The following is a 21,243-nucleotide window of genomic DNA, read 5'->3' on the forward strand; positions in this document are numbered from 1 at the left end:
ATATTGTGATCCTAAAAAGCCTCGTTTAAGCAATTAAACGAGGCTTTTTTATGTTCAATAATTGCTTCTATTTTGAATAACTTATCGCAAAACTATTTTTAAAATCTCTTTTTTTAATAAATAAATAAAGCATGAATGGAATAATCATCACGGGAGAAAATTTTTGAAGTACTGCAAATTGAATAACCAAACCGGTTACCACCATTCCGGTCAGTATTCCGAATCCAAGATTGTACGTAAGACTGGGATTTATGCTCAGTACTTTCGTTTCTCCCGCCTTTAGCACTATCTCTTCTGTTTGAAAAGAAGTCCCATCACCAATTTCTATGGTATGTTTTCCGGGCAAAACACGGTATTCTTTCCGGTTGTTGCTGTAGTTCATTTCACACTCCGTTTTGCTATCAATACGTACTACATAGCGATTGGATTTATTGTAAATACCACTGCTTTTAGACATTCTGAAAACAATTGTGCTCTGATTCATGTTTTATTTTTTACGGTTTACTATGCAGAAAAATTGTTCTTTGATTATTTACTGCGATTTCTGTTTACTTATTCGTCCAATAATCTACTACGGTAACTTTATCTGGTGCCGGACTCAAAACAGCTACAAAAGCTTTGTGATCCGGATGAATTAAATATGCATCTCTGTCGGATTTACTGGTGAAAGTCAACACAAAACAATGGGTCAAACCATTATTCAGGTTTTCAGGACTGTTATTAATTCCCCATTCATACGCTTTGATCAATTTGATTTTATGTTCTAAGTTTCCAAAAGCAGTGACTACTTTGTCAATTGCTGCTGCATCTGTACCGGGTTTCCAACCAAACATCACCACATGCTTAAGGAGCTGTTTTTGTTCGTCTTTTTGCGCATTCACAGTATAACTTGAAATTAAAATAAGGATTAATAGGAGTAGTTTTTTCATGGTTGTTTTTTTCAAATATAAGATTTATTTGAGTGTTAATACAAATATGAAATGTCAATATTCATCCCTTTTAAGAAAAAAATTGCTTAAAGTCGGAGCCGTTTGCGCAGTTTATATAACGAAAAAATTACGGAGTAGCTGTTCGTTATTTTATATATTCACTTATCAATTCCATTTTTTGCTCAATATATTTCACTATTTCATTTGGTTTCATTTCATTTTCTTTAAATCCAGATATATCATTATCACAAGTCCCACAATATTGTCCAATTTCATTTGATTTATTTCCACATTCACAATTCCAAACATCTTTTTCTTTTGAGAACAAAAGTTGTTTTTTAGTTGTTATTTCACCTCTTTCTTTAAAAGTTGTAAAAATAAAATTTTTGGTTTGATTTAGATCTTCAATGTCATTTTTACCATAAAATGATTTGTCATAAGCAGATATTCTTATTCCAATTTTTTGTTTTTTGAAATCTGAATTTTTAAGTAAACTCATGTTTTTTTCATAATCAAATAGGTTTAATTCCTTGATTACTTTAGATAGATATAAAGCAACTTGCTGATTATTATCAGTTTCGATTGTGTCATAAAGTAAACTTGTTTTTTTGTTTTCCTCCAAAGAGTCAATGTAACTTATAAAATTTTTATTGAAAACATTATAAGAGTCTGGCATTGACTGAAAGTTTTCAATTGTGTGAGAAAATCTTTTTAATAAGAAAGTAAAAATTTCTTGAACTTGATTCGAAGTTATAAAACTCCATGTTTCATCATCGTAATCTAGTTCTCTATTCTCAGCTCTTTTAATAATATTTTTTCTTTGTCTTAAATTATTGATTCTCTCAACTCCAACATTTTCAAACTTTTCATTTGTATTTGATTGTGAGTTTGACTTTTCATCGCTTTCAATAATAACCGCAGTTCCAATTGCGGTTAACATAAACATTGATTTTCCTTTTCCTGATATTTCATCCATATCAATACTTAAACCAATGACACAATTTCCACCAATCTCGTGAGCATTATGTTTTATTCTCTCAATAGCTTCATTATAAAGTGACGATAATTGTTTTTGATAAGAGCTTGAACGACCACCAAAAACATCTGTCAATCCTCCTAAAAAATCACTAAATAAATTTGTTCCTGCAACAATATGAGCTGAAACTGGTTTTAAATGTTTTTTTATTTTCAAACCTTCTGCTGAAGATGTTGTTATTACCAAAATATCTTTAGGGTTTGCCATTTTTAAATTTTTATTTGATTTCTAAATGATTGTTTTTCGTAGCTAGTGCTAGCGTCTCGCTCGTATACATTATAATTTATATTTTAACTTTTAAATTAGTTTGTAGTCATTTTTTTGTGCTGTCGTTTGAGAGCTCTTAGGAGATGGCATTTATTTTTTTTCATCCTTGTTTTCAGTAGAACTAGATTGATTTTGATTGTTATTTTCTGTATTTGTTGTGATAGTTTGGTTAGTAAGTGAGCTTGGAGGCTGTCTTAGAAACATTGCTTTTTCTTCAATTTTGTCTTGATTTCCTAATCTTTGTTTAAGAATCTCATTTAATTGTTCTTTGTTTATTTTATCGCTCATAATTATTTTATTTTTATAGTTGTTTTTTTATTTAAGGTGTCATTATATCTAAATTCTTCCAATGAACCTTCTGTAAATATTTTTTCTCCATTTTTTGATTCTTTTTCAATTGTCATTTTTTTATTTAAATCTGTCTTTTTATGACCTCTTACATTCTCAATATTCAGCACACAATACAAAACCAAAAACAATATCCCTAAAGGTAATGATATTGCAATTGTTAAATTTATTTTAGGAATTAGATTGTCAATTTTTATTTCTGAGACTTTATTTTCTTCAACTTTTTTGATTGATTTTGAAATTTGATTTAAACTTAAATAATGAGCTATAAATCCAAGTGTTAAAGTCAAAATAAATAATCCTAATGAAAAATAAAAAAGTAAAATATATTTTGATTCTTCGAATGGAACAATTTCTTTTATGAAAGTTAATGATAAACCTATTGCACCGCTACTTATTGCTAAAGATTGACTATCAAATTTAGATAAGCTATATTTTAAATCTTCAAACAAATCTTTTATATATTGTTCTTTCTCAGTCATTTTTTGTTTTTAAAAGTTTTCCTGTAGCTATCTATTACCTAACTTGTTTATATAGCTTTTAGCGCCCGACTTATCTACCCTAAATTGAGTTGCTAAGTCTGAAAAGCGACCGTGTTTGTTTTCAAATATAAGATTTATTTTATAAAATTAATTCTCTCCAAATTTATCAAGAAGAAAACACACTTCTTTACGGTTTTCCTCATTTAGGTGAAAAATAAAATGATTGCAAATTTTTTATCAACGATTTTTGATTGCTGATGTAGAAAACCGAATACAATACCAATCCGAGCTACGTGAAGGATAGAAGCAAGCTACCGAAGTAGCGCGGATAGCCTGACGCCAATAAAAAAAGGGTCCTCTCAACAGTTACGCTGAGAGGACCCTTTTTGTAATGGCGGCACGCCCAAATGAAATTTACCCCTTGATTTGTTTCAATGACGTCTTAATACCTCGTATCAGGGACGAACTGAATCCGTGCATTTCCATTTCGTTCAATCCCGCGATCGTGCAACCTTGCGGCGTGGTCACGCGGTCTATTAATTGTTCCGGGTGTACTTTTTCTTCTAGTAGCATTTCGGCAGCACCTTTTACCGTTTGTGCCGAGATGGCTAAGGCGGTCTGCCAGTCAAATCCAATTTCGATTCCGGCTTGCATCGAGGCGCGAATGTAGCGTAGCGCAAAAGCGGTTCCGCTGGCCGCCAAAACGGTTGCAGCATCCATTAATTTTTCGTCAATAATAGGAGCGGTTCCCAAATTCTGAAAAAGGGAAACAACATCTTGCGCCTTCTCTTTGTCTTTTTCATTAAACGCAATACAGGTGGCTGAGGCGCCAAACTGTGCCGCGATATTGGGCATGATTCGGATGGCACTATTAGCCGTACCGATTTTGTTTTGCAGATTTTCTATCGACAATCCACTCACTGCCGAGGCGATGATTTTATTAGAAATTACGGGAAGAATTTCGGCCAAAACAGTGTCTACTTGGTATGGTTTGATGGTCAAAATAATGACATCGGCTTCCTGAATCTGATGCATATTATTTGTAGAAACTGTTGCTCCTAATTTTTCAAGATACAGAATGCTGGAGGTGTTTCTTCGGGTTATGGTAACTTGGTCATCTGGCGAAAATTTTGATAATCCTAATGCGATAGAAACTCCTAAGTTTCCTCCGCCAATAATGTGTACTTTCATGCTGGTTGTGGTTTTTCCTCTCCCCTCCAGAAGCTTTGGGACTTTCCAAAAGAAAGCCAAGCCGTCTGGAAAAAGTGTTGGTTGTATAGTTATAGATGTATTCGTTTGTTGTTGTATTTCCTCTCTATTCTCTTTGTTCTCTATTCTTTTTCTCTTCTCTTACTTCTATCTTAAAACCCTAAAATCATTTTTGCTATCGAAAAATAAATCAAAATGCCACAAATATCATTACTGGTTGTAATAAACGGACCAGTTGCCAATGCGGGATCAATACCAAATTTATCCAGCAATAACGGGATAAAAGTCCCTATTAATGAAGCAATAATAATTACTGAAATTAATGCTACGCAGATAATAACGCCAATTATCATTTCAACATCCAATAGAAAATGACTTCCTAAAAATAATATTGTAGCCAGAATCAATCCATTTAATAAACTTAGGGAGACTTCCTTAACTAATCTATTAAATAGCGATCCGCTCAACGTATTATTAGCCAAACCCTGTACAATAATTGCCGAGGATTGTACACCGACATTTCCTGCCATCGCAGCAATAAGGGGCGTGAAAAAGAATAAATTACCATGTTGCAGCATTGCGCCTTCAAACAATCCCAACACTTTTACGGAGATAAAACCGCCTAAAAGAGCCAAAACTAACCAAGGCAACCGTGCTTTTGTATGTTCAAATATGCTGTCATCTGCCTCAACATCTTGCGAGATACCTGCAGCCAACTGGTAATCCTGATCGGCTTCATCCTTGATTACATCCACAATGTCATCAATAGTGATTCGACCCACTAACCTTCCTAATTCATCTACAACAGGAATAGCTTCTAAATCATATTTCTGCATAATTCGGGCTACCTCAACATCTTCTGTATCTACTTTTACGGAGTTTAATTTCCGGATGTACACATCATTAATTGGGGTTCTGGAAGAAGTGGTCAATAAATCCTTGAGGGATAAACGCCCTTTCAATCGGTCTTCATCATCCACCACATAAATCGAATGGACTCTGGAGATATTTTCGGCCTGAATGCGCATTTCTTTGACACAAGTAAGCACATTCCAATTTTCATTGACTTTTACCAATTCCTTGTGCATGATTCCACCGGCGGTATCTTCGTCATAGCGCAATAAGTCAACAATATCTTTGGCATGTTCTACATCCTGAAGTTCTGATATTACTTCGGCTTTCAAATCTTGTGAAAGCTCCGCTATAATATCAGCTGCATCATTGGTTTCCAGCTCATCTAACTCTTCTGCAATTTCTTTTGGCGAAAGCCTGCTTAATATATTTTCCCGCAAATCATCTTCTAGTTCCAGAAGAATTTCAGCAGTTTTTTCACTGTCTAATACTTTAAAAATATAGGTCGCTTCATTAAAATCAAGCTCATCGAGAATTTCAGCAATATCAGCATGGTGCATATCATTCAATAATACTTCCAGTTGCTGGTCGTTTTTGTTTTGAATGAGTTGCTCTAATTCCTGAATTAATCCTTTGCTGATTTTAAACTCCATCGGCTTCTATTTTTTGGGTGAGTGCTATAAACTGCGCTACATTTAATTGTTCTGGTCGAAGGTTGAAAATTTCATCCTCTCTCAAACTATCCGACAAATTTAAGGTTTTTAAACTATTTCGTAACGTTTTACGTCTCTGCTGAAAAGCAGTTTTCACTACCGTAAAAAACAATTTTTCACCACATGGCAAGCTGTAATCTTTTTTTCTGCGCAAACGTAAAACACCTGATTTTACCTTTGGCGGTGGAATAAAAACATGTTCGTCTACCGTAAATAAATACTCGGCATCATAAAAAGCCTGTACCAAAACCGACAGTATTCCATACGCTTTTGTTCCCTTTTTTTCACAAATGCGTTGCGCCACTTCTTTCTGGAACATTCCGGCAAATTCCGGAATTTGGTGGCGATATTCCAATGTTTTAAAAACAATTTGTGTCGAAATGTTATACGGGAAATTCCCAATGATTGCGAACTGCTTTCCTTCAAAAACTTCGTTAATGTTGTATTTTAGGAAATCTTTAGAAATAATTTTATCTTTTAATTTTGGATAATTTTCGTCTAAATACGTCACTGATTCCGCATCGATTTCAATAACGTAGGTGTTCACCGGTTTATCCAACAAATATTTTGTCAAAACGCCCATTCCTGGTCCTATCTCCAGTACATCATCATACCCTTCTAAGTTCAATGTATCTGCAATGTCTTTGGCAATACTTTCGTCTTTCAAGAAGTGTTGTCCGAGGTGTTTTTTTGCTTTTACTTTTTCCATGTTTGTCTTTGCGAGGCACGAAGCAATCTCACTTTATTGTTAGGTTTATTTTGTCCCTAAGGCACTACTGTATTGTATTAAATATCCAGAAAACTATCGCAAAATCAATATTGCAACTACTTTTTATATCCTATTTTTCCTCGTTCTGGAATGATTTCTTTCTTTTCCATAAGTTCATCTACATATTGAAAAATGAGTACTATGTTTTTTCCCTGATTTTCAATTTTCTTTTTCATTGTTTCAAAATCAATACGTAAATCCGAATTATCAGAGAGCATTTGCCTCGTTTTTGTAAATATCCGCATTATCTGAATATTGGTTTGAATTGCTTTTTCACTATTCAAAACACTCGATAACATTAATACGCCGTGTTCTGTAAAAGCCATCGGAGCATATCGCAAACCCATCTTTTCAGAATTGGAGGTCGCAAATTGCGACCTCCAATTATATTTACTTTTACAATTTGAACTTAATATCGCAATTTCCCATTTCAAGATTTATTATTCCCAAACTGAACACTAAAAAGACGAACACTGAACACTTTTTTAATAATCCGCAATCAATTCTAATTCCGTTCTAAACGCCAGCATTTTGTCTCCAAACAGCTTCGCTCCTTCTTCACGAAAAGCAGGTGCGTCCTCCAGATAATATTTCTCCAAAGTGTCTTTGCTGTCCGTCACATATTGAACGGAATAGGTAACTCCGCCCATTTCTTCTTCAATTAAAACCCGTACCATTCTTGCCGAAGAGAATTTTCCTGTAGCCAGAATTTCTGGAATGTGCTTGTGTTGCATCCAAATCATCCATTGATCGTGCACGCTTTCGTGTATGTTTGTAGTAACGTTGTATAGTATCATTTTTTTGTTTAATTGGTTAACTGGTTAATCGATTAAACAGTTAAACTTTTTTATAAATTAGTATCTCCCCTCAATTGCCTGAATTTCTTTCTGGCTTCCACAAAATAAATACTGTCCTGATGATTAAAAATAATCTTCTCATACAAAGGTTTCGCTTTATCAGGCAATAGCAGTTGTTTTTTATATATCTCTGCCGAAAAATACAGCGCTTCGTCTATGTAAATCCCATCGCTATACTGATCCATAATCGTTTGATATTGGCTTAAAGCCAAAGTAAAATCGCCCGTTTCTTCGTAAATATTTCCCAAACGCAACAACGTCACGGCTTCTATTTGCTGACCTTTATGATTTTTTAAAATCGATAGAAACTGCGTTATCGCTTCCTGATTCCTATTTTGATACAACAGATAATCTCCTTTGGCAAATTGTTTCAAAGCCGTTTGTGTCGAATCAACGACGGTATTGTCATTGATTAACAGAAAATATTCCAAAGCATCATTCGCAATCAACTGTGTATTGGCTGATTTCAATTCCTTAAATTGTTTCAACGCCCAAGCAAAATCAGCTTTAAAATAACTCGTTTTTGCGGCTTTCAAACTGGCTTCATGCGCCATTACATCATTCTTCAAGTCCAATTCAATCTGCGAATAATAGATCAACGCCTGATTGAATTTTTCTTCGTACAACAAAATATCTGCCAGTTCCATTTTGGCATCAGCCACCTGATAATCATTCAATTGCAATTCCAGCGCTCTCTTGATTATTGCCTTTCCTTCCTCCGGTTTTTTTAACTTAAATGCCGTGAAATGTGCCTGAATCAGCTGCAAAGATAAGGTAAAAGGACTTATTTCAAATTGTTTCATCAAACCGTCTAATTCTTTGCTGATCGCGGCAAAGTCTTTTTCGGTTGCTTTTTCAATTTTCATCGCAATCAAATACGAATTCGCTTGGATCAGCAATTCTAAATCTAGTGTGTTTTGCAATACAAACCCTAAAATTTCCTTTGCCGCTTCCTCATTCTCTTCTTCAATTGCCAGTTGCCCTAAATTTACAATCGTAGCTAGCGATTCCGGATTGCGTTTATAAATGGCTTTTTGCTGAATAAATGCTTTCCCAAATTCCTTTTCCTGCACATAAAACCAACTCAGATAATGGTTCCAAAAAATGTCTTGATTTTTCTGCGTCCTTACAATTAAAGCTTTACGCAACAATTCATTGAAATTTGCATCGCCTTCATCAGCCATAAAACGAACCAGTTGATTTTGGATTCGAATGGAGTTTTGAGGATTAGCAAACGCTTCATCCAGAAAAGTGGAAATCATCATTTCTATATTAGACAATTGACCGTAAAGCAATCCTATTTGATAATTGAAATTAAAATTAGGCTCTAATTCTACTGCGATTTGGTAGGATTTCAGCGCGTATTCAAGTAGCACTTTTCGCTCAAAAGTGTTTGAAATTCCGTACACTTGATTTGGATTTTTTCTGATGCGGTCTAATGCCTGATCGTAGTACATCTTGGCTTTATCATCATTTTTTTGCAACTGAAAATTATATCCTAATTCTACCAGAAGATTTCCTTGATTGTACTTGTCAAGTCGTTCTTGAATGGCTTTTTCGGCACTTTCAAACTCTTGCAATTGCTGTGAACAATCGATTATTCTTAAAAAATACTGAGAGTTTAATGGAATCTCTTGCAGTAATTCTTCATAACTGATTTTGGCTTTTTCAAAATCGCCCTTGTCATAATAATACTGTGCCAATTGTTCGTTTTGGGCGAAAGCGAATAGCGATAAAAACAGGTGTATTAAGAGAACGATTTTTTTCATTTTTTATCTGTTTTTCTAATTCAGATTAGGTGTTGGAATACATATTCGTGTCTTTATTCATTTCCCTTTTTAATCCATTTTCCAACTTCCGGTGCGGTGTAATTTTCCATTTTGTTCAGCAATTCTTCCGCATTATCACTAACCAAAATCATCTTTTGATTGATTTCTTTTAAAAAACCGTTATCAACCATTTTTTGGATGAATTGCAATAATAAATCATAAAATCCATCAACGTTTAAAATCCCAATGGGTTTCTTATGAAGTCCGAGTTGCCCCCACGTGAGCATTTCGAAAAACTCCTCTAAAGTTCCAAATCCACCAGGCAATGCAATTACGCCATCGCTTAATTCATTCATTCTGGTTTTTCTTTCGTGCATACTTTCCACAATGATTAACTCGGTCAAATTATCGTGAGCCACTTCCTTAGACATCAAAAAACGGGGTAAAACACCAAATACTTTTCCGTTTTCACTCAAAACACCGTCAGCAACCGCACCCATTAAACCCACTTTTGCGCCACCGTAAACCAAATCAATGTTCTTCTTAGCCATTACCTGTCCCAGTACTATCGCTTGAACCTCATAATTTTTTTCATTCCCAAAACTGGAGCCACAGAACACCGTAATCTTTTTCATCAACAAAATATTTTTCAGTAGTGTTTTAACTAATTGATACTATCAAATCCGCAATACGCACGCAAAACCTCAGGAATTACGATTCCTTCCGGAGTTTGGTAATTTTCTAAAAGTGCTGCCAAAACTCTTGGCAAAGCCAATGAACTTCCGTTTAAGGTATGCGCTAATTGATTTTTTCCATCTTTATCTCTAAAACGTAATTTCAACCGATTTGCTTGAAAAGTCTCAAAATTAGAAACCGAACTGATTTCTAACCAACGGTCCTGTGCAGTAGAAAACACTTCGAAATCATAGGTTAACGCTGCTGTGAATCCCATATCGCCGCCACAAAGACGCAATATTCTGTAGGGTAATTTCAATTCCTGCAAAATACTTTTTACATGCTCCACCATTCCGTCCAAGGCTGCATACGATTTATCGGGATGCTCTACACGAACAATCTCGACTTTGTCAAATTGATGTAAACGGTTCAATCCACGTACGTGCGCACCATAAGAACCTGCTTCACGACGAAAACAAGGCGTGTAAGCCGTGGTCAAAACCGGTAATTCACTTTCGTTTAAAATTACATCCCGAAACAAATTCGTTACTGGAACCTCAGCAGTTGGAATCAAGTATAAATCATCCGTTTTATCATGGTACATTTGCCCTTCTTTGTCGGGCAATTGTCCCGTTCCATAAGCAGATGCTTCGTTTACCATGTGTGGCACCTGAACTTCGTTATATCCTGCAGCGGTATTTTTGTCCAGAAAATAATTGATCAAAGCACGTTGTAATTTTGCTCCTTTTCCTTTATAAACCGGAAATCCTGCGCCTGTGATTTTTACTCCCAATTCAAAATCGATAATGTCGTATTTTTTTACCAATTCCCAGTGTGGTTGCGCGCCTTCATGCAAAACTGGGATTTCCCCTTCTTCAAAAACGTTCAGGTTTTCCTCCGGTGTTTTTCCAATAGGAACAATATCAGCAGGAAGATTGGGTAAGGTATATAATTTTTCTAAAAGTTCAGCGGCAAGTGCATCAGCAGTTTCGGCTAATTTCTTGCTTTTCTCTTTATTTAAAACAGTTTTTTCTTTTAAGATTGCGGCTTTAGATTTCTCTCCCGCTTTCATCAATTCGCCAATATCCTTGGATAATTTATTAGATTCGGATAAAATGCTGTCTAGCTCCACTTGCGTAGCGCGACGTTTTTCATCCAGTTGTACCACTTCTTCAACAACACTTGTAGCATCGATGTTTCTCTTTGCCAAAGCGGTGATTACTTTTTCCTGATTCTCTCTAATAAATGCGATTTGTAACATAGCTTGATTTTTTTAACGCTAACTTATATATTAATGGAAGCAAATTTAGGGAAATGTTTGGTAGTATGAGATAAAAATTTTATCAAAAATCGAATTAAAAAGGGGAATTGCACCGCCATTTTTTGCGCGCCTATAGATTTAAATAAAATAAATAATCGAGAAAGTTTTTTGTGTAGTTTTAATGACCCGATTATAAATTTTTGCAGCAATTTGAACAATACATTATTTAAGTACAACATTTATAGCACGTTGAACGTATTGTAAAAAAACATAATTTTGAGTAGCTATTTTTACTTATTAGAAAATAATAAAGTAGTAGGGAGTCGATTGTACAAATCAAATTTGAAATCGTTATGAGTAATACTATTAACCGTAGAAATTTATTTAATTTAATACTAAATAAATTAAAAATTAATCAGGATACCAAAGATCCATTATTTGAAAAATATTCCCGAAAAATATTTACAGGCAGAAGATATCAAAGCGTTAAAAGCGCTACAAAATCGGCTTTTACCGATAGAGTAGTTCCTGTTAACAGTGGATTAAATCCCTACAGCGGTAGTTGGGGCAAGCAAGAAGTACTGCATTTGCTAAAACGTACTGGTTATGGTTTTAGAAAAGCCGATGTTGATGTGTTACTCGCTTTAAATATGACAAATGCAGTCAATGCCGTGTTGAACATCAGCACTACTGCGCCTGCGCCTCCCGTAAATTCATACAATAATTATTCTCCAGATGAGAGCAACTTGCCCTACGGAGCTGACTGGACAAATGACCCATTGCCTGCGGGAACCAATACCACTAACTCGAGAAGAATAGATTCATTATCACAGTGGAATTTTGGTTTAGCTTGTAATCAAAATTTGACTATTAAGGAAAAAATGACTTGGTTTTGGTATCATTTTATTCCAGTAGATTTTGACACCGTACGCAGTACACCATTTTCGTATGCGGGCAGTAATTCATGTCGCATATTGTACTCCTACATGAAAATGTTTCGAGATAATCCGCTTGGAAATTACAAAACACTGATCAGAAAAATGGCTACACAGCCCGCTATGATGTACTATTTAAATAATCAAGCCAACACAAAAACATCTCCAGACGAGAATTTTGCACGAGAGCTTATGGAGCTTTTTACTCTAGGAAAAGACCCATTAAGCCAGTATACTGAAGCTGATGTGTTACAAGCAGCAAAAGTTTTAACAGGATGGAGAGTTGTAAATTTAAATACAGCAACACCCAGCACTAATTTTGACACCAATTTTCATGATACGAGCAATAAGCAGTTCTCCTCGTTTTTTAACAATATCGTTATTAGCAATGCTGGTGCTTCAGAGTTAGATGCTTTGATTGATATGATTTTCACTAAATCACAAGTAGTTTCAGAATATATTTGCCGCCGATTATATCGCTATTTTATCTATTACGATATCGATGCCACAATAGAGTCAAACATCATTAAACCATTAGCACAAACATTTGTAGCTAACAATTGGGAAATCGCACCGGTATTAAACCAACTTTTCAAAAGCCAACATTTTTATGATATGGCCAATAGAGGCGTTTACATTAAATCGCCTTTTGATCTGGTCATTGGTAGTTTGCGGACTTTTAACTTGAATTATACGGTTACAGACGCAACTAATTTTGAAGCACAATACAGAGTTTGGAGTTACTTCAACAATACTGTTTTGAGCGGTTTAGAACAAACTATGGGGAAAATTCCAAATGTTTCCGGTTGGGTTGCTTTTTATCAAAATCCGTCTTTTCATGAATATTGGATCAATTCCAGTACCACTCAAAAAAGATTCGATTTCTTAAATAAAATTTTCAACGGTTACAATCTTACTTACAACTTGCTCACAACTCGGATAGAAGTAGATATAATAGGTTTTATTCAACAATTTAGTCCTGCTATTTGTGCTAATCCAGATTTATTAGTTGCTGAATCTATACAGTACTTACTGCCCATTGATATTAGTAGTACACAAAAAGAGCAAATAAAAATTCAATCGCTACTTTCCAATCAAACAAGCAATGATTACTGGACCTCAGCTTGGACACTTTACCTAAATGACACGTCAAATACAACCAATAGAAACATTGTGAAATCTCGACTTAAATCCTTGCTTGTGACTCTTACTCAACTTGCTGAATACCAATTAATGTAATCTTTTGAAGTTATGAAAAGAAGAAGTTTTATAAAAACAAGTGCATTAGCCTCCATCCCTTTAGCTTTGAATGGAATTCCTGTAATGGCGTCAGCTTCAATTGAAAGTAATGCATTAGATGTTTTGGCAAACGCAGCGGTAAATTGCGGGAAAATTTTGGTTATCATTCAAATGAATGGCGGTAACGATGGGTTAAATACCGTTTTCCCTTTAGATAAATGGACAAATTTAAATAACGCACGTTCGAATATATTGATGAACCAAAATTCTGTTCTGCCACTGGCCAATAATACCACTACTGGCATACACCCTGCAATGTCTGAAATGAAAACTTTGCATGATAATGGCAAATTAATGATTATTCAAGGGGTTTCCTATCCCAATCCAAGTTTCAGTCATTTTAGAGCAACTGATATTTGGTTTACAGCTTCTAATAGCAATCAAACCCTTGATGATGGCTGGCTAGGACGATCGCTAGATACCATATATCCTAATTTCCCTATTGGTTATCCTAATAGCGCCATGCCTGATCCATTGGCTATTCAAATAGGTTCTACTTTGCCTTTTTCTTTACAAGGACCTACTATTAATATGGGTTATAATGCTCCGGATCCAAATGCACTTTTGAACGTTATTAATCAAATTACGGATCCCGCACCTAATTCTGATTACGGAACGGAGTTGACTTTTTTACGTTTAATGAAAGACCAAAGCAATGTGTATCGCACTGCAATACAAACTGCTTTTAACACTGCTCAGTCACAAACCGCAACATATCCCAGTGCTAATAAACTAGGTGATCAATTAAAAATTGTTGCTAAATTAATCAACGGCGGATTACAAACTCCTATTTACATTGTCAATCACCCTAATACATCTGATTTACACAGTGGTCAAGTGGATGCTGCTGATAAGACCAAAGGTGCTCATGCTACAAATCTCAGTATTTTATCGCAGGCAATACATGCATTTCAACAAGATTTAGAGCTTATGGGGAAATCAAATTTAGTAACAGGAATGACTTTTAGCGAATTTGGTCGAAGAATTAAAAGCAACGGTAGCCTTGGTACCGATCATGGAGCTGGAGCGCCTGTAATTTTCTTTGGAGCCGCCTTGAATACTGGATCTAGTGCTATAACCGCTCAAAATCCAGTTTCAGGAATGATGGGAACCTCACCAAACATACCTTTAAACCCAACCGTTTCAGACCAGATTGCGATGCAATTTGACTTTAGACAAATTTATTCTTCGATTATGCAAGATTGGTTGTGTATGAGTGAAGCACAAACTGCGGAAGTTTTGGGTGGCACTTTTACAAAATTAGCCCTGTTCAAAACTGCAACTTTAGACACCGTTTCTTATGAAAATGAGCACTTTTTTGTTGTTTATCCAAATCCAATTATAAACAATACTATCAATATTAATTTTAAAGACAGTTTAAGTGATTACATAAATGTGCAGTTGTTTACGATTCAAGGAACAAAAGTCTTCCAAAAATCGTTCAAAGTATATGGAAATACCTTAACATTTTCGCCAGATAATACCTTGGCATCTGGAATCTACATCTTAGAAATAGAATACAACAACTATAAATTTCACACCAAAGCGATTGTGTCTTGATAGATTAAGAATGGAATGCTTTAAGTTACTTCATAGAAAAACACAAATGTAAAACACAGAGATTCGCTACGTTATACTTTAACTCTCTCCACGTTTATTTGTACTTTTTCTATGTAAAATAACTACTCCCTTTTAATCTCATGTCCCACAAATTCTTCTAAGGTTGCAAACATATCATCTACAGAAAGAACTTCAAAATCTGGGTGTGTTTTTAAGAAAGTAGCATTCAACGTAATCAAGTTTTCTTCAATTTCGAAAAAAGTGTCGTTGTTAAGCAAATCTCGAGTAGGATTTACGCCTTCGAGTTTTCCTTTCAGGAATTTATTCAGCTTGACACTGCTAATTAATTTCACTTTTTTGGATTGTTGTTGAAACAATTCCAAGTGCTTTTCAGCACCAATCAAAGCCAAACCTTCTTCGATCAATTCGTTTAGTTCTTTATCCCAACCCGAATTGTGAACAAATTGAGCAAAATTTCCTTCAGTATATTGCGACGTGTAATAGTCTAAATAATAACTCATTATGGCATCTTCGTGAATCAAATCATCGTTCACGCCTTCCTCACGCATTAAGTTGATTACCGATATATTAGAGTGAATTACATCTTGGAGATTTCCACTGTTCATTGCTGTTTCTGAAATAATTATTCTACCGAATTCCATAGGTTTTGTATTTGAATATGTGCTGCAAATTTCGGGCAAAATAGTGAAGAATCGAAATGTTTTTTTAGCCACAGATTAGCACCGATTGATTAGCGCAACCATTTAACTGACATCAGATTCGTCACTACGCTTTTTCTGATTCATTTTGGTAACCAACGCTTTCAAACGCATCGCTTTTTCTTTTTTTTCTTCTTGAAGTTTGGTCTTTTTCCGATTGAGCAATTTGGTATGCAACGCCTTATTTTTGGTGTTTTTTTCGGGTCCTTTTGCCATAATGTAGAAACTTTGTTAATTACCGTTACAAAGATATAAAAGAGACCACTCTTTCTGGATTTGTTATCTATAAAACAGAAAATATCTTTTAAAAAAATAAACTATCTTAACTTTATGAAAATGAAAGAGTCTATACAAATGAGATTAGCGGAATTTTTAACATTATGCAAAAGTCATAATGTTAAAAATATTTATGCTTTTGGCTCTGCTGTGACTGAAAATACCAAATCCCCTAGCCCCGATAGCAGTGGAAATCCCACGCTTTTGGGCGTGGATTGCAACGAATAGCGGGAAATAGCTCCAAAAAATACAAACAATTTCTCCGTAGTACAGACAAGTCGCGAGCTGTTCTTATCCTAAAAAATATTTTGTTTTTTGCTGCCAAAAACATATAATTTTCAGAAATATTGGGACATGAAGGAAGCGAACTGATGCTAAGCAGCGACTTAAAATTATTTTTTGGCTACAAATCTGGTGTCGGTTTCCATTATGGTTCCACATTTTTCACAGGTTCGCATCTTTGTAGAAGTATAGAACTGTTCAAAATGAGGCAGGAAATCTTTCTCGATATTATGAAGTTCAAAATAGACTTCGTGCAGCTTATGATTACAAGTATCACAAAACCAAAGCAATCCGTCCGTGAATCCTTTTCCAGCTCTTTTTCTTTCGATGACAAGTCCTATAGAACCCTCGGAACGCACCGGAGAATGAGGGATTTTAGCAGGATGAAGATACATATCACCGGCGTGTAATTCCATTTCTTTGCGTTCCCCATCTTCTTGAATAATCACTTTGATGGAGCCTTCAAGCTGGTAAAACAATTCTTCAGTTTCGTTGTAATGGTAGTCTTTCCTGGCATTTGGGCCGGCAACAACCATGACGATATAATCACCGGATTCCGTGTATAAATTTTTATTACCAACGGGTGGTTTCAGCAGATGACGGTTTTCGTCAATCCATTTATTGAGGTTGAAAGGTTTTGCAATTGCCATTTTTTCTGAAGGTCAAAGTTTTTAAGGTACTAAGGTACTAAGATTTTAAATGATAGAACCTACTAATTCTCTCCAAAAGTACAAGCACTTTAGTTCCGTTTTTCCTTAATCAAATAAATATACACGGGAAAATGGTCGCTAAATCCTATTTCGGTGGGGGAATGCCGCAACGGATAGCCTTTGTATTGTCCGCTGGTTTGTATCAAAAAAGATTTGTTGTAAATTCCGGCTTTCCAATACCGAAAGCTAGAATAGTCTGATTGCAGTAAGGTTTCGGAAACCATTATTTGGTCAAAAATATCCCATGCATCACGAAATGCGATAGTTCCAAATCCTTTCTTGGCCATTTCCTCGAAGGGATTATAAATCCCAAACGGTAGCACGTCTGCTTTTTTTGCTTTGGCGCCAAGCCCAAATTTGACACTTCTATTATATGGTCCGTCATTCAAATCACCTAAAGTAATCACTTTTGCTTCTGGATTTATGCGTTGCAAAGAATCGATTATTTTTCGGTTTAATGCTCCAGCGGCTTCCCGGAACGGACTTGATTTTTTCTCGCCGCCAGAACGCGACGGCCAGTGATTGACTATGATATTGATTTCCTCTCCGTCCAGAAATCCGGTTACCAATAGCTGATCTCGTGTGTAAACCCGATAATTTTTGGTGCTTATTTGCAATTCGTCATCTGTTTTTTCTTCGGAATTGGCTTTAGAATTTTCGTTTGTGGTGGTTCCTTCTTTATAAATGTACAACGGAATGTTACTATAACTCGTGGGCTGAAATTTCTTTTTTTGATACAACAGCGCCACGTCAATTCCTCTTTTGTCTGGTGAATCAAAATGGATGATTCCGTAGTCTTTATCAATAAGTTTGGGCTGTTTTACTAAATCTTCTAAAACGCCTCTGTTTTCTATTTCACAACCGCCAATAAATGTGGGCGAATCCGTGTTTTCAGCTGAACCAATTTCAGCTAACACTCGGGCTAAGTTTTCCAATTTTTTTTGGTACTTCCCATAATTCCAGCGTTGCAACCCTTTTGGAGTCCACTCTTCGTCAAAAGTATCCGGATCGTTTATGGTGTCAAAAAGATTTTCAAAATTATAAAACGCAACGGTATGAATAACATATTTTTTTGGTTGCGCAGTATTTTTTGCAATTGGAAAGAATAAAAAAAGAATAGGAATCCAGTACGTAATTCTCATAAATATCATTTATTTACCGCTGTTGCTGAGATCCCTTTTAGAATCTGGTTATTGTAAAAATAGTCATTTGAGTGTGAACTTAGAATTATTTTCTAAATGTCTATCTTTGTTTTTGTCATTTAACGCCTTTATCATTAGAATTTCTCAGAAAAGCAATACCGCATGAATCAAAATCAATTTACTTTTACATCCCGTTATTCTATTTTATATCAATTGCTATTGCTTATTTTTGTGTTACAATCTTTCAACAGTCAAGCCCAATACAATATGATTACACCCCCTAGTTTACAAAAAGGAGATACCGTAGCTATTTTGGCAACAGCCCGAAAAAACACAGATGATAACTTGAAACCAGCTATTGATTTGCTGCACAGTTGGGGCCTGGAAGTGGTCATAGGCAGCACAATAGGTTTAGACAACAACCAATTAGCCGGGACTGACGAACAGCGAGCAACTGATTTTCAGCAGCAACTGGACAATCCAAACATCAAAGCCATTTGGTGCGTAAAAGGCGGATACGGAACCGTGCGTATGATTGATTTGTTAGATTTTACTGCGTTCAGAAAAAATCCGAAATGGATTATTGGCTTTAGTGATGTGACTGTTTTACACAATCACTTGAACACTATGGGTTTCAAATCCATTCACGGAATCATGCCGATAACCGCTCCAAGAGCCACTCCTGAAGCTATAAAAACTATGCGGACTGCTTTATTTGGTGAAAAACTATCCTACAATATAACGCCTTTTGTAATGAATAGACCCGGGAAAGCTACCGGAGAATTAGTGGGTGGGAATTTATCCATTCTATACAGTTTGTTGGGTTCACCCTCCGCGATTGATTGTTCCGATAAAATCTTGTTTCTAGAAGATTTAGACGAATATTTGTATCACATTGACCGCATGATGATGAATTTAAAACGAAATGGTTGCCTGGAAAGCGTCAAGGGAATTGTGGTAGGTTCGATGACAAAGATGAAGGATAATGATATTCCGTGGGGGAAAAATGCCATCGAAATTATCGAGGATGTAACCAAAAAATACTCTATTCCTATTTTGTATAATTTCCCGGCGGGACACATACAAGATAACAGAGCCTTAATTTTAGGCAATACTGTAACGATCAATGTCAGCGAGAAAAGCAGCACACTAGTTTTTGAATAAAGAAATCCTCCCTCCGGCTCCCTCCGAAGGAGGGAGAGACTAAACGGAAATAGACTCAGGATAATTGTTTGTAATATTACATATCATTTTGGGTTTTTGGTTATAAATTACCATTCTGAATTGTAGGAATTAATTTCACAGGTTTATTAACTGAAAACTTTTTTATGGCTGCACATAATGAACTTGGAAAACTAGGAGAAGAAATGGCAGTCGAATTTCTACGGAAAGACGGCTACACGATTTTGCAAACCAATTGGACCTTCCAAAAAGCCGAAATAGATATTCTCGCCCAAAAAGGAAACACACTTGCTGTTGTTGAAGTCAAAACGCGTTCCTCATTAGAATTTGGCTTACCACAAGATTTTGTAAAACCAAAAAAAATCCAGCTCCTTGTCAAAGCAGTAGACGCATTTGTAAACGAAAGAAATTTAGATATAGAAGTCCGTTTTGACATTATTGCAATACATAAAGAAGGGAAATCTTATGTCATTGAGCATCTTATCGATGCGTTTTATCATTTTTAATTCGTTTTTTTAATGTTATATTTGTAACAAATTGTTTTTTTATTTACATTTGCGTTATATGTACACACTGACTACGCGTATATTTACAACCACTAAAAAAATTAAATTATGAAAACTGTTTCTTCCATTGTAGAGAACTACATCAAAACAAAGCCATTTTTGTTGAATGCGTTATCATTAGGGATCATTAATCTGACCTCATTATCCCGGAATATAATGACTGAATTAGAAAGTGAATTTGGCAAGGAAGTAAAACAAGGCGCAGTGGTTATGGCTTTAAAAAGACTCACTGAAGAACTGGATTTCAGACTGAATCACAAGATCAATAAAGTAATTAAAAATATTGGGGAAATTACCGTTCGTTCTGCTTTGACGGATTATACATTTGCTGCTTCTGACACTGTTTTAAATAAACAAGCAGATTTAATTACCGATATTAATACGCTGCCGGATATTTTTTACACTTCGTCCAGAGGTGTGAATGAAACAAATATTGTGGTCAGCAACAGCATCAACAATTTGGTTGACAAGCATTTTGCTTCTGAGAAATTAATTCAAAAACTGGATAATCTGGCTTCGATTACCGTGAAATTACCGAAAGAAAACATCGTTGTTCCTGGGATTTACTATTTTATTTTCCAGCGTTTGGCTTGGGAAGGAATCATCATAAACGAAGTAATTTCGACTTCTAATGAATTCACTATTTTAGTAAGTGAAGAACAAGTAGATGTGGCTTTCAAAGTAATTAAGGATTTGAAGAATTAACAAAGCTTCCAGCCTTTTGAAGGCTGGAAGCTTTAAGAGGGAAGAAGTTTTAAAACTAAAAAATACATTATGAATCCAATTCCTCTTGAAAACGGTAAATATTATCATATTTATAATAGAGGCAATAATGGAATTGATTTATTTCATGAAATTGAAAACTACAAACATTTTTTGAGGTTATACGAGAAATACATTGACCCGATAGCAGAAACTTACGCTTGGTGTTTGATGAAAAATCATTTTCACATTCTAGTTTACATCAAAGAAACCGAAGAAATTGATGTTACCAAATTAGAATATTCTTCAACTGATAAACCAAAAATGGTTAGCGCTTCAAAACAGTTTTCTAATTTATTCAACGCTTATACTTTAGCGATGAATAAACGATATAAAAGGACCGGTAGTTTATTTGAGAAAAACTTTAGGCGAAAAGTGGTTGATTCGGAAACTTACTTTCAAAAACTTGTTTTTTATATCCACAATAATCCGGTTCATCATAAGTTTGCAGAACACATCATAGAATACCCTTGGACTTCTTATGGAACAGTTATCTCAAACAAGAAGACAAAATTACAAAGAGAAAAGGTAATAGAATATTTTCATGATTTAGGAAATTTTAAATACTATCATTCTAGTAATCCAAATTTGGATGAAATCGAAGGATTGCTTATGGAGTAAGTTTAAAAGCTTCCAGCCTTTT

At 35.2% G+C, this 21,243-nt stretch carries 23 protein-coding genes; 6 read left to right on the forward strand and 17 right to left on the reverse strand.

Annotation, left to right across the window (positions count from 1 at the left end):
* Window positions 1–67: 67 nt before the first annotated feature.
* The 13 genes from EKM03_RS00260 to serS form a co-directional block, all read right to left on the reverse strand.
* Window positions 68–484, reverse strand: coding sequence for a hypothetical protein (locus tag EKM03_RS00260; RefSeq protein WP_126451926.1), 417 nt, complete (start codon window positions 482–484; stop codon window positions 68–70).
* Window positions 485–548: 64 nt separating this feature from the next.
* Window positions 549–929 (reverse strand): Dabb family protein, encoded by a 381-nt coding sequence (locus tag EKM03_RS00265; protein ID WP_126739678.1) that lies wholly within the window; start codon window positions 927–929, stop codon window positions 549–551.
* Window positions 930–1,074: 145 nt separating this feature from the next.
* Window positions 1,075–2,172, reverse strand: coding sequence for a YbjQ family protein (locus EKM03_RS00270; RefSeq protein WP_126739679.1), 1,098 nt, complete (start codon window positions 2,170–2,172; stop codon window positions 1,075–1,077).
* A 150-nt stretch (window positions 2,173–2,322) separates the two neighbouring features.
* Entirely contained in the window at window positions 2,323–2,520 is a 198-nt protein-coding gene (locus EKM03_RS00275; RefSeq protein WP_126451923.1) for a hypothetical protein, read from the reverse strand.
* A gap of 2 nt (window positions 2,521–2,522) precedes the next feature.
* Window positions 2,523–3,062, reverse strand: coding sequence for a hypothetical protein (locus tag EKM03_RS00280; RefSeq protein ID WP_126739680.1), 540 nt, complete (start codon window positions 3,060–3,062; stop codon window positions 2,523–2,525).
* 414 nt (window positions 3,063–3,476) lie between these two features.
* Window positions 3,477–4,253 carry a pyrroline-5-carboxylate reductase gene (proC, locus tag EKM03_RS00285; protein ID WP_126739681.1) on the reverse strand — a complete coding sequence of 259 codons (777 nt, stop codon included), beginning with the start codon at window positions 4,251–4,253 and terminating at the stop codon, window positions 3,477–3,479.
* A 170-nt stretch (window positions 4,254–4,423) separates the two neighbouring features.
* Window positions 4,424–5,776 carry a magnesium transporter gene (gene mgtE / locus EKM03_RS00290; protein WP_126552959.1) on the reverse strand — a complete coding sequence of 451 codons (1,353 nt, stop codon included), beginning with the start codon at window positions 5,774–5,776 and terminating at the stop codon, window positions 4,424–4,426.
* Complete coding sequence (rsmA, locus tag EKM03_RS00295; protein ID WP_126457893.1) at window positions 5,766–6,545, reverse strand: 16S rRNA (adenine(1518)-N(6)/adenine(1519)-N(6))-dimethyltransferase RsmA; 780 nt, start codon at window positions 6,543–6,545, stop codon at window positions 5,766–5,768. Before rsmA ends, mgtE begins: the two co-directional genes overlap by 11 nt.
* 116 nt (window positions 6,546–6,661) lie before the next feature.
* On the reverse strand, window positions 6,662–7,039 hold the full coding sequence (locus EKM03_RS00300) for an ORF6N domain-containing protein (RefSeq protein WP_158614907.1): 378 nt from the start codon (window positions 7,037–7,039) through the stop codon (window positions 6,662–6,664).
* Between the two features lie 51 nt (window positions 7,040–7,090).
* Window positions 7,091–7,402, reverse strand: a complete 312-nt coding sequence (locus EKM03_RS00305; RefSeq protein ID WP_126451918.1) for a DUF4286 family protein — start codon at window positions 7,400–7,402, stop codon at window positions 7,091–7,093.
* 50 nt (window positions 7,403–7,452) lie between these two features.
* Entirely contained in the window at window positions 7,453–9,231 is a 1,779-nt protein-coding gene (locus tag EKM03_RS00310; RefSeq protein WP_126563496.1) for a tetratricopeptide repeat protein, read from the reverse strand.
* Window positions 9,232–9,284: 53 nt separating this feature from the next.
* Window positions 9,285–9,866, reverse strand: coding sequence for a TIGR00730 family Rossman fold protein (locus tag EKM03_RS00315; RefSeq protein ID WP_126451916.1), 582 nt, complete (start codon window positions 9,864–9,866; stop codon window positions 9,285–9,287).
* 29 nt (window positions 9,867–9,895) lie between these two features.
* Window positions 9,896–11,167: a serine--tRNA ligase gene (gene serS, locus EKM03_RS00320; protein ID WP_126739682.1), complete on the reverse strand. Its 1,272-nt coding sequence runs from the start codon at window positions 11,165–11,167 to the stop codon at window positions 9,896–9,898.
* Between the two features lie 353 nt (window positions 11,168–11,520).
* Between serS and EKM03_RS00325 the strand changes: the two genes are divergently transcribed.
* Together EKM03_RS00325 and EKM03_RS00330 are read left to right on the forward strand one after the other, a co-directional pair.
* Window positions 11,521–13,341, forward strand: a complete 1,821-nt coding sequence (locus EKM03_RS00325) for a DUF1800 family protein (RefSeq protein ID WP_126563497.1) — start codon at window positions 11,521–11,523, stop codon at window positions 13,339–13,341.
* A 12-nt stretch (window positions 13,342–13,353) separates the two neighbouring features.
* Window positions 13,354–14,961: a DUF1501 domain-containing protein gene (locus tag EKM03_RS00330; protein WP_126739683.1), complete on the forward strand. Its 1,608-nt coding sequence runs from the start codon at window positions 13,354–13,356 to the stop codon at window positions 14,959–14,961.
* A 122-nt stretch (window positions 14,962–15,083) separates the two neighbouring features.
* On the opposite strand, the gene EKM03_RS00335 is transcribed toward EKM03_RS00330, so the two are convergent.
* The 4 genes from EKM03_RS00335 to EKM03_RS00345 all read right to left on the reverse strand — a co-directional run bounded on the left by EKM03_RS00335 (window position 15,084) and on the right by EKM03_RS00345 (window position 18,090).
* Window positions 15,084–15,623 (reverse strand): DUF4375 domain-containing protein, encoded by a 540-nt coding sequence (locus EKM03_RS00335; RefSeq protein WP_126739684.1) that lies wholly within the window; start codon window positions 15,621–15,623, stop codon window positions 15,084–15,086.
* A 102-nt stretch (window positions 15,624–15,725) separates the two neighbouring features.
* Window positions 15,726–15,896, reverse strand: coding sequence for a hypothetical protein (locus EKM03_RS15055; protein WP_199734592.1), 171 nt, complete (start codon window positions 15,894–15,896; stop codon window positions 15,726–15,728).
* Window positions 15,897–16,348: 452 nt separating this feature from the next.
* Complete coding sequence (locus EKM03_RS00340; protein ID WP_126451913.1) at window positions 16,349–16,888, reverse strand: 3-hydroxyanthranilate 3,4-dioxygenase; 540 nt, start codon at window positions 16,886–16,888, stop codon at window positions 16,349–16,351.
* Between the two features lie 89 nt (window positions 16,889–16,977).
* Complete coding sequence (locus tag EKM03_RS00345; RefSeq protein WP_126739685.1) at window positions 16,978–18,090, reverse strand: endonuclease/exonuclease/phosphatase family protein; 1,113 nt, start codon at window positions 18,088–18,090, stop codon at window positions 16,978–16,980.
* A 162-nt stretch (window positions 18,091–18,252) separates the two neighbouring features.
* Here EKM03_RS00345 and EKM03_RS00350 point away from each other — a divergent pair, with 162 nt between their 5' ends.
* The 4 genes from EKM03_RS00350 to EKM03_RS00365 all read left to right on the forward strand — a co-directional run bounded on the left by EKM03_RS00350 (window position 18,253) and on the right by EKM03_RS00365 (window position 21,221).
* On the forward strand, window positions 18,253–19,254 hold the full coding sequence (locus EKM03_RS00350) for an LD-carboxypeptidase (RefSeq protein ID WP_126457871.1): 1,002 nt from the start codon (window positions 18,253–18,255) through the stop codon (window positions 19,252–19,254).
* A 164-nt stretch (window positions 19,255–19,418) separates the two neighbouring features.
* Window positions 19,419–19,778, forward strand: a complete 360-nt coding sequence (locus EKM03_RS00355; RefSeq protein ID WP_126739686.1) for a YraN family protein — start codon at window positions 19,419–19,421, stop codon at window positions 19,776–19,778.
* A gap of 108 nt (window positions 19,779–19,886) precedes the next feature.
* Window positions 19,887–20,543 carry an aspartate kinase gene (locus EKM03_RS00360; RefSeq protein WP_126451909.1) on the forward strand — a complete coding sequence of 219 codons (657 nt, stop codon included), beginning with the start codon at window positions 19,887–19,889 and terminating at the stop codon, window positions 20,541–20,543.
* Between the two features lie 69 nt (window positions 20,544–20,612).
* Window positions 20,613–21,221 (forward strand): hypothetical protein, encoded by a 609-nt coding sequence (locus EKM03_RS00365; protein ID WP_126457866.1) that lies wholly within the window; start codon window positions 20,613–20,615, stop codon window positions 21,219–21,221.
* Window positions 21,222–21,243: the final 22 nt, after the last annotated feature.

It is taken from the genome of Flavobacterium sp. GSP6, assembly GCF_003984855.1.
GTDB lineage: Bacteria > Bacteroidota > Bacteroidia > Flavobacteriales > Flavobacteriaceae > Flavobacterium.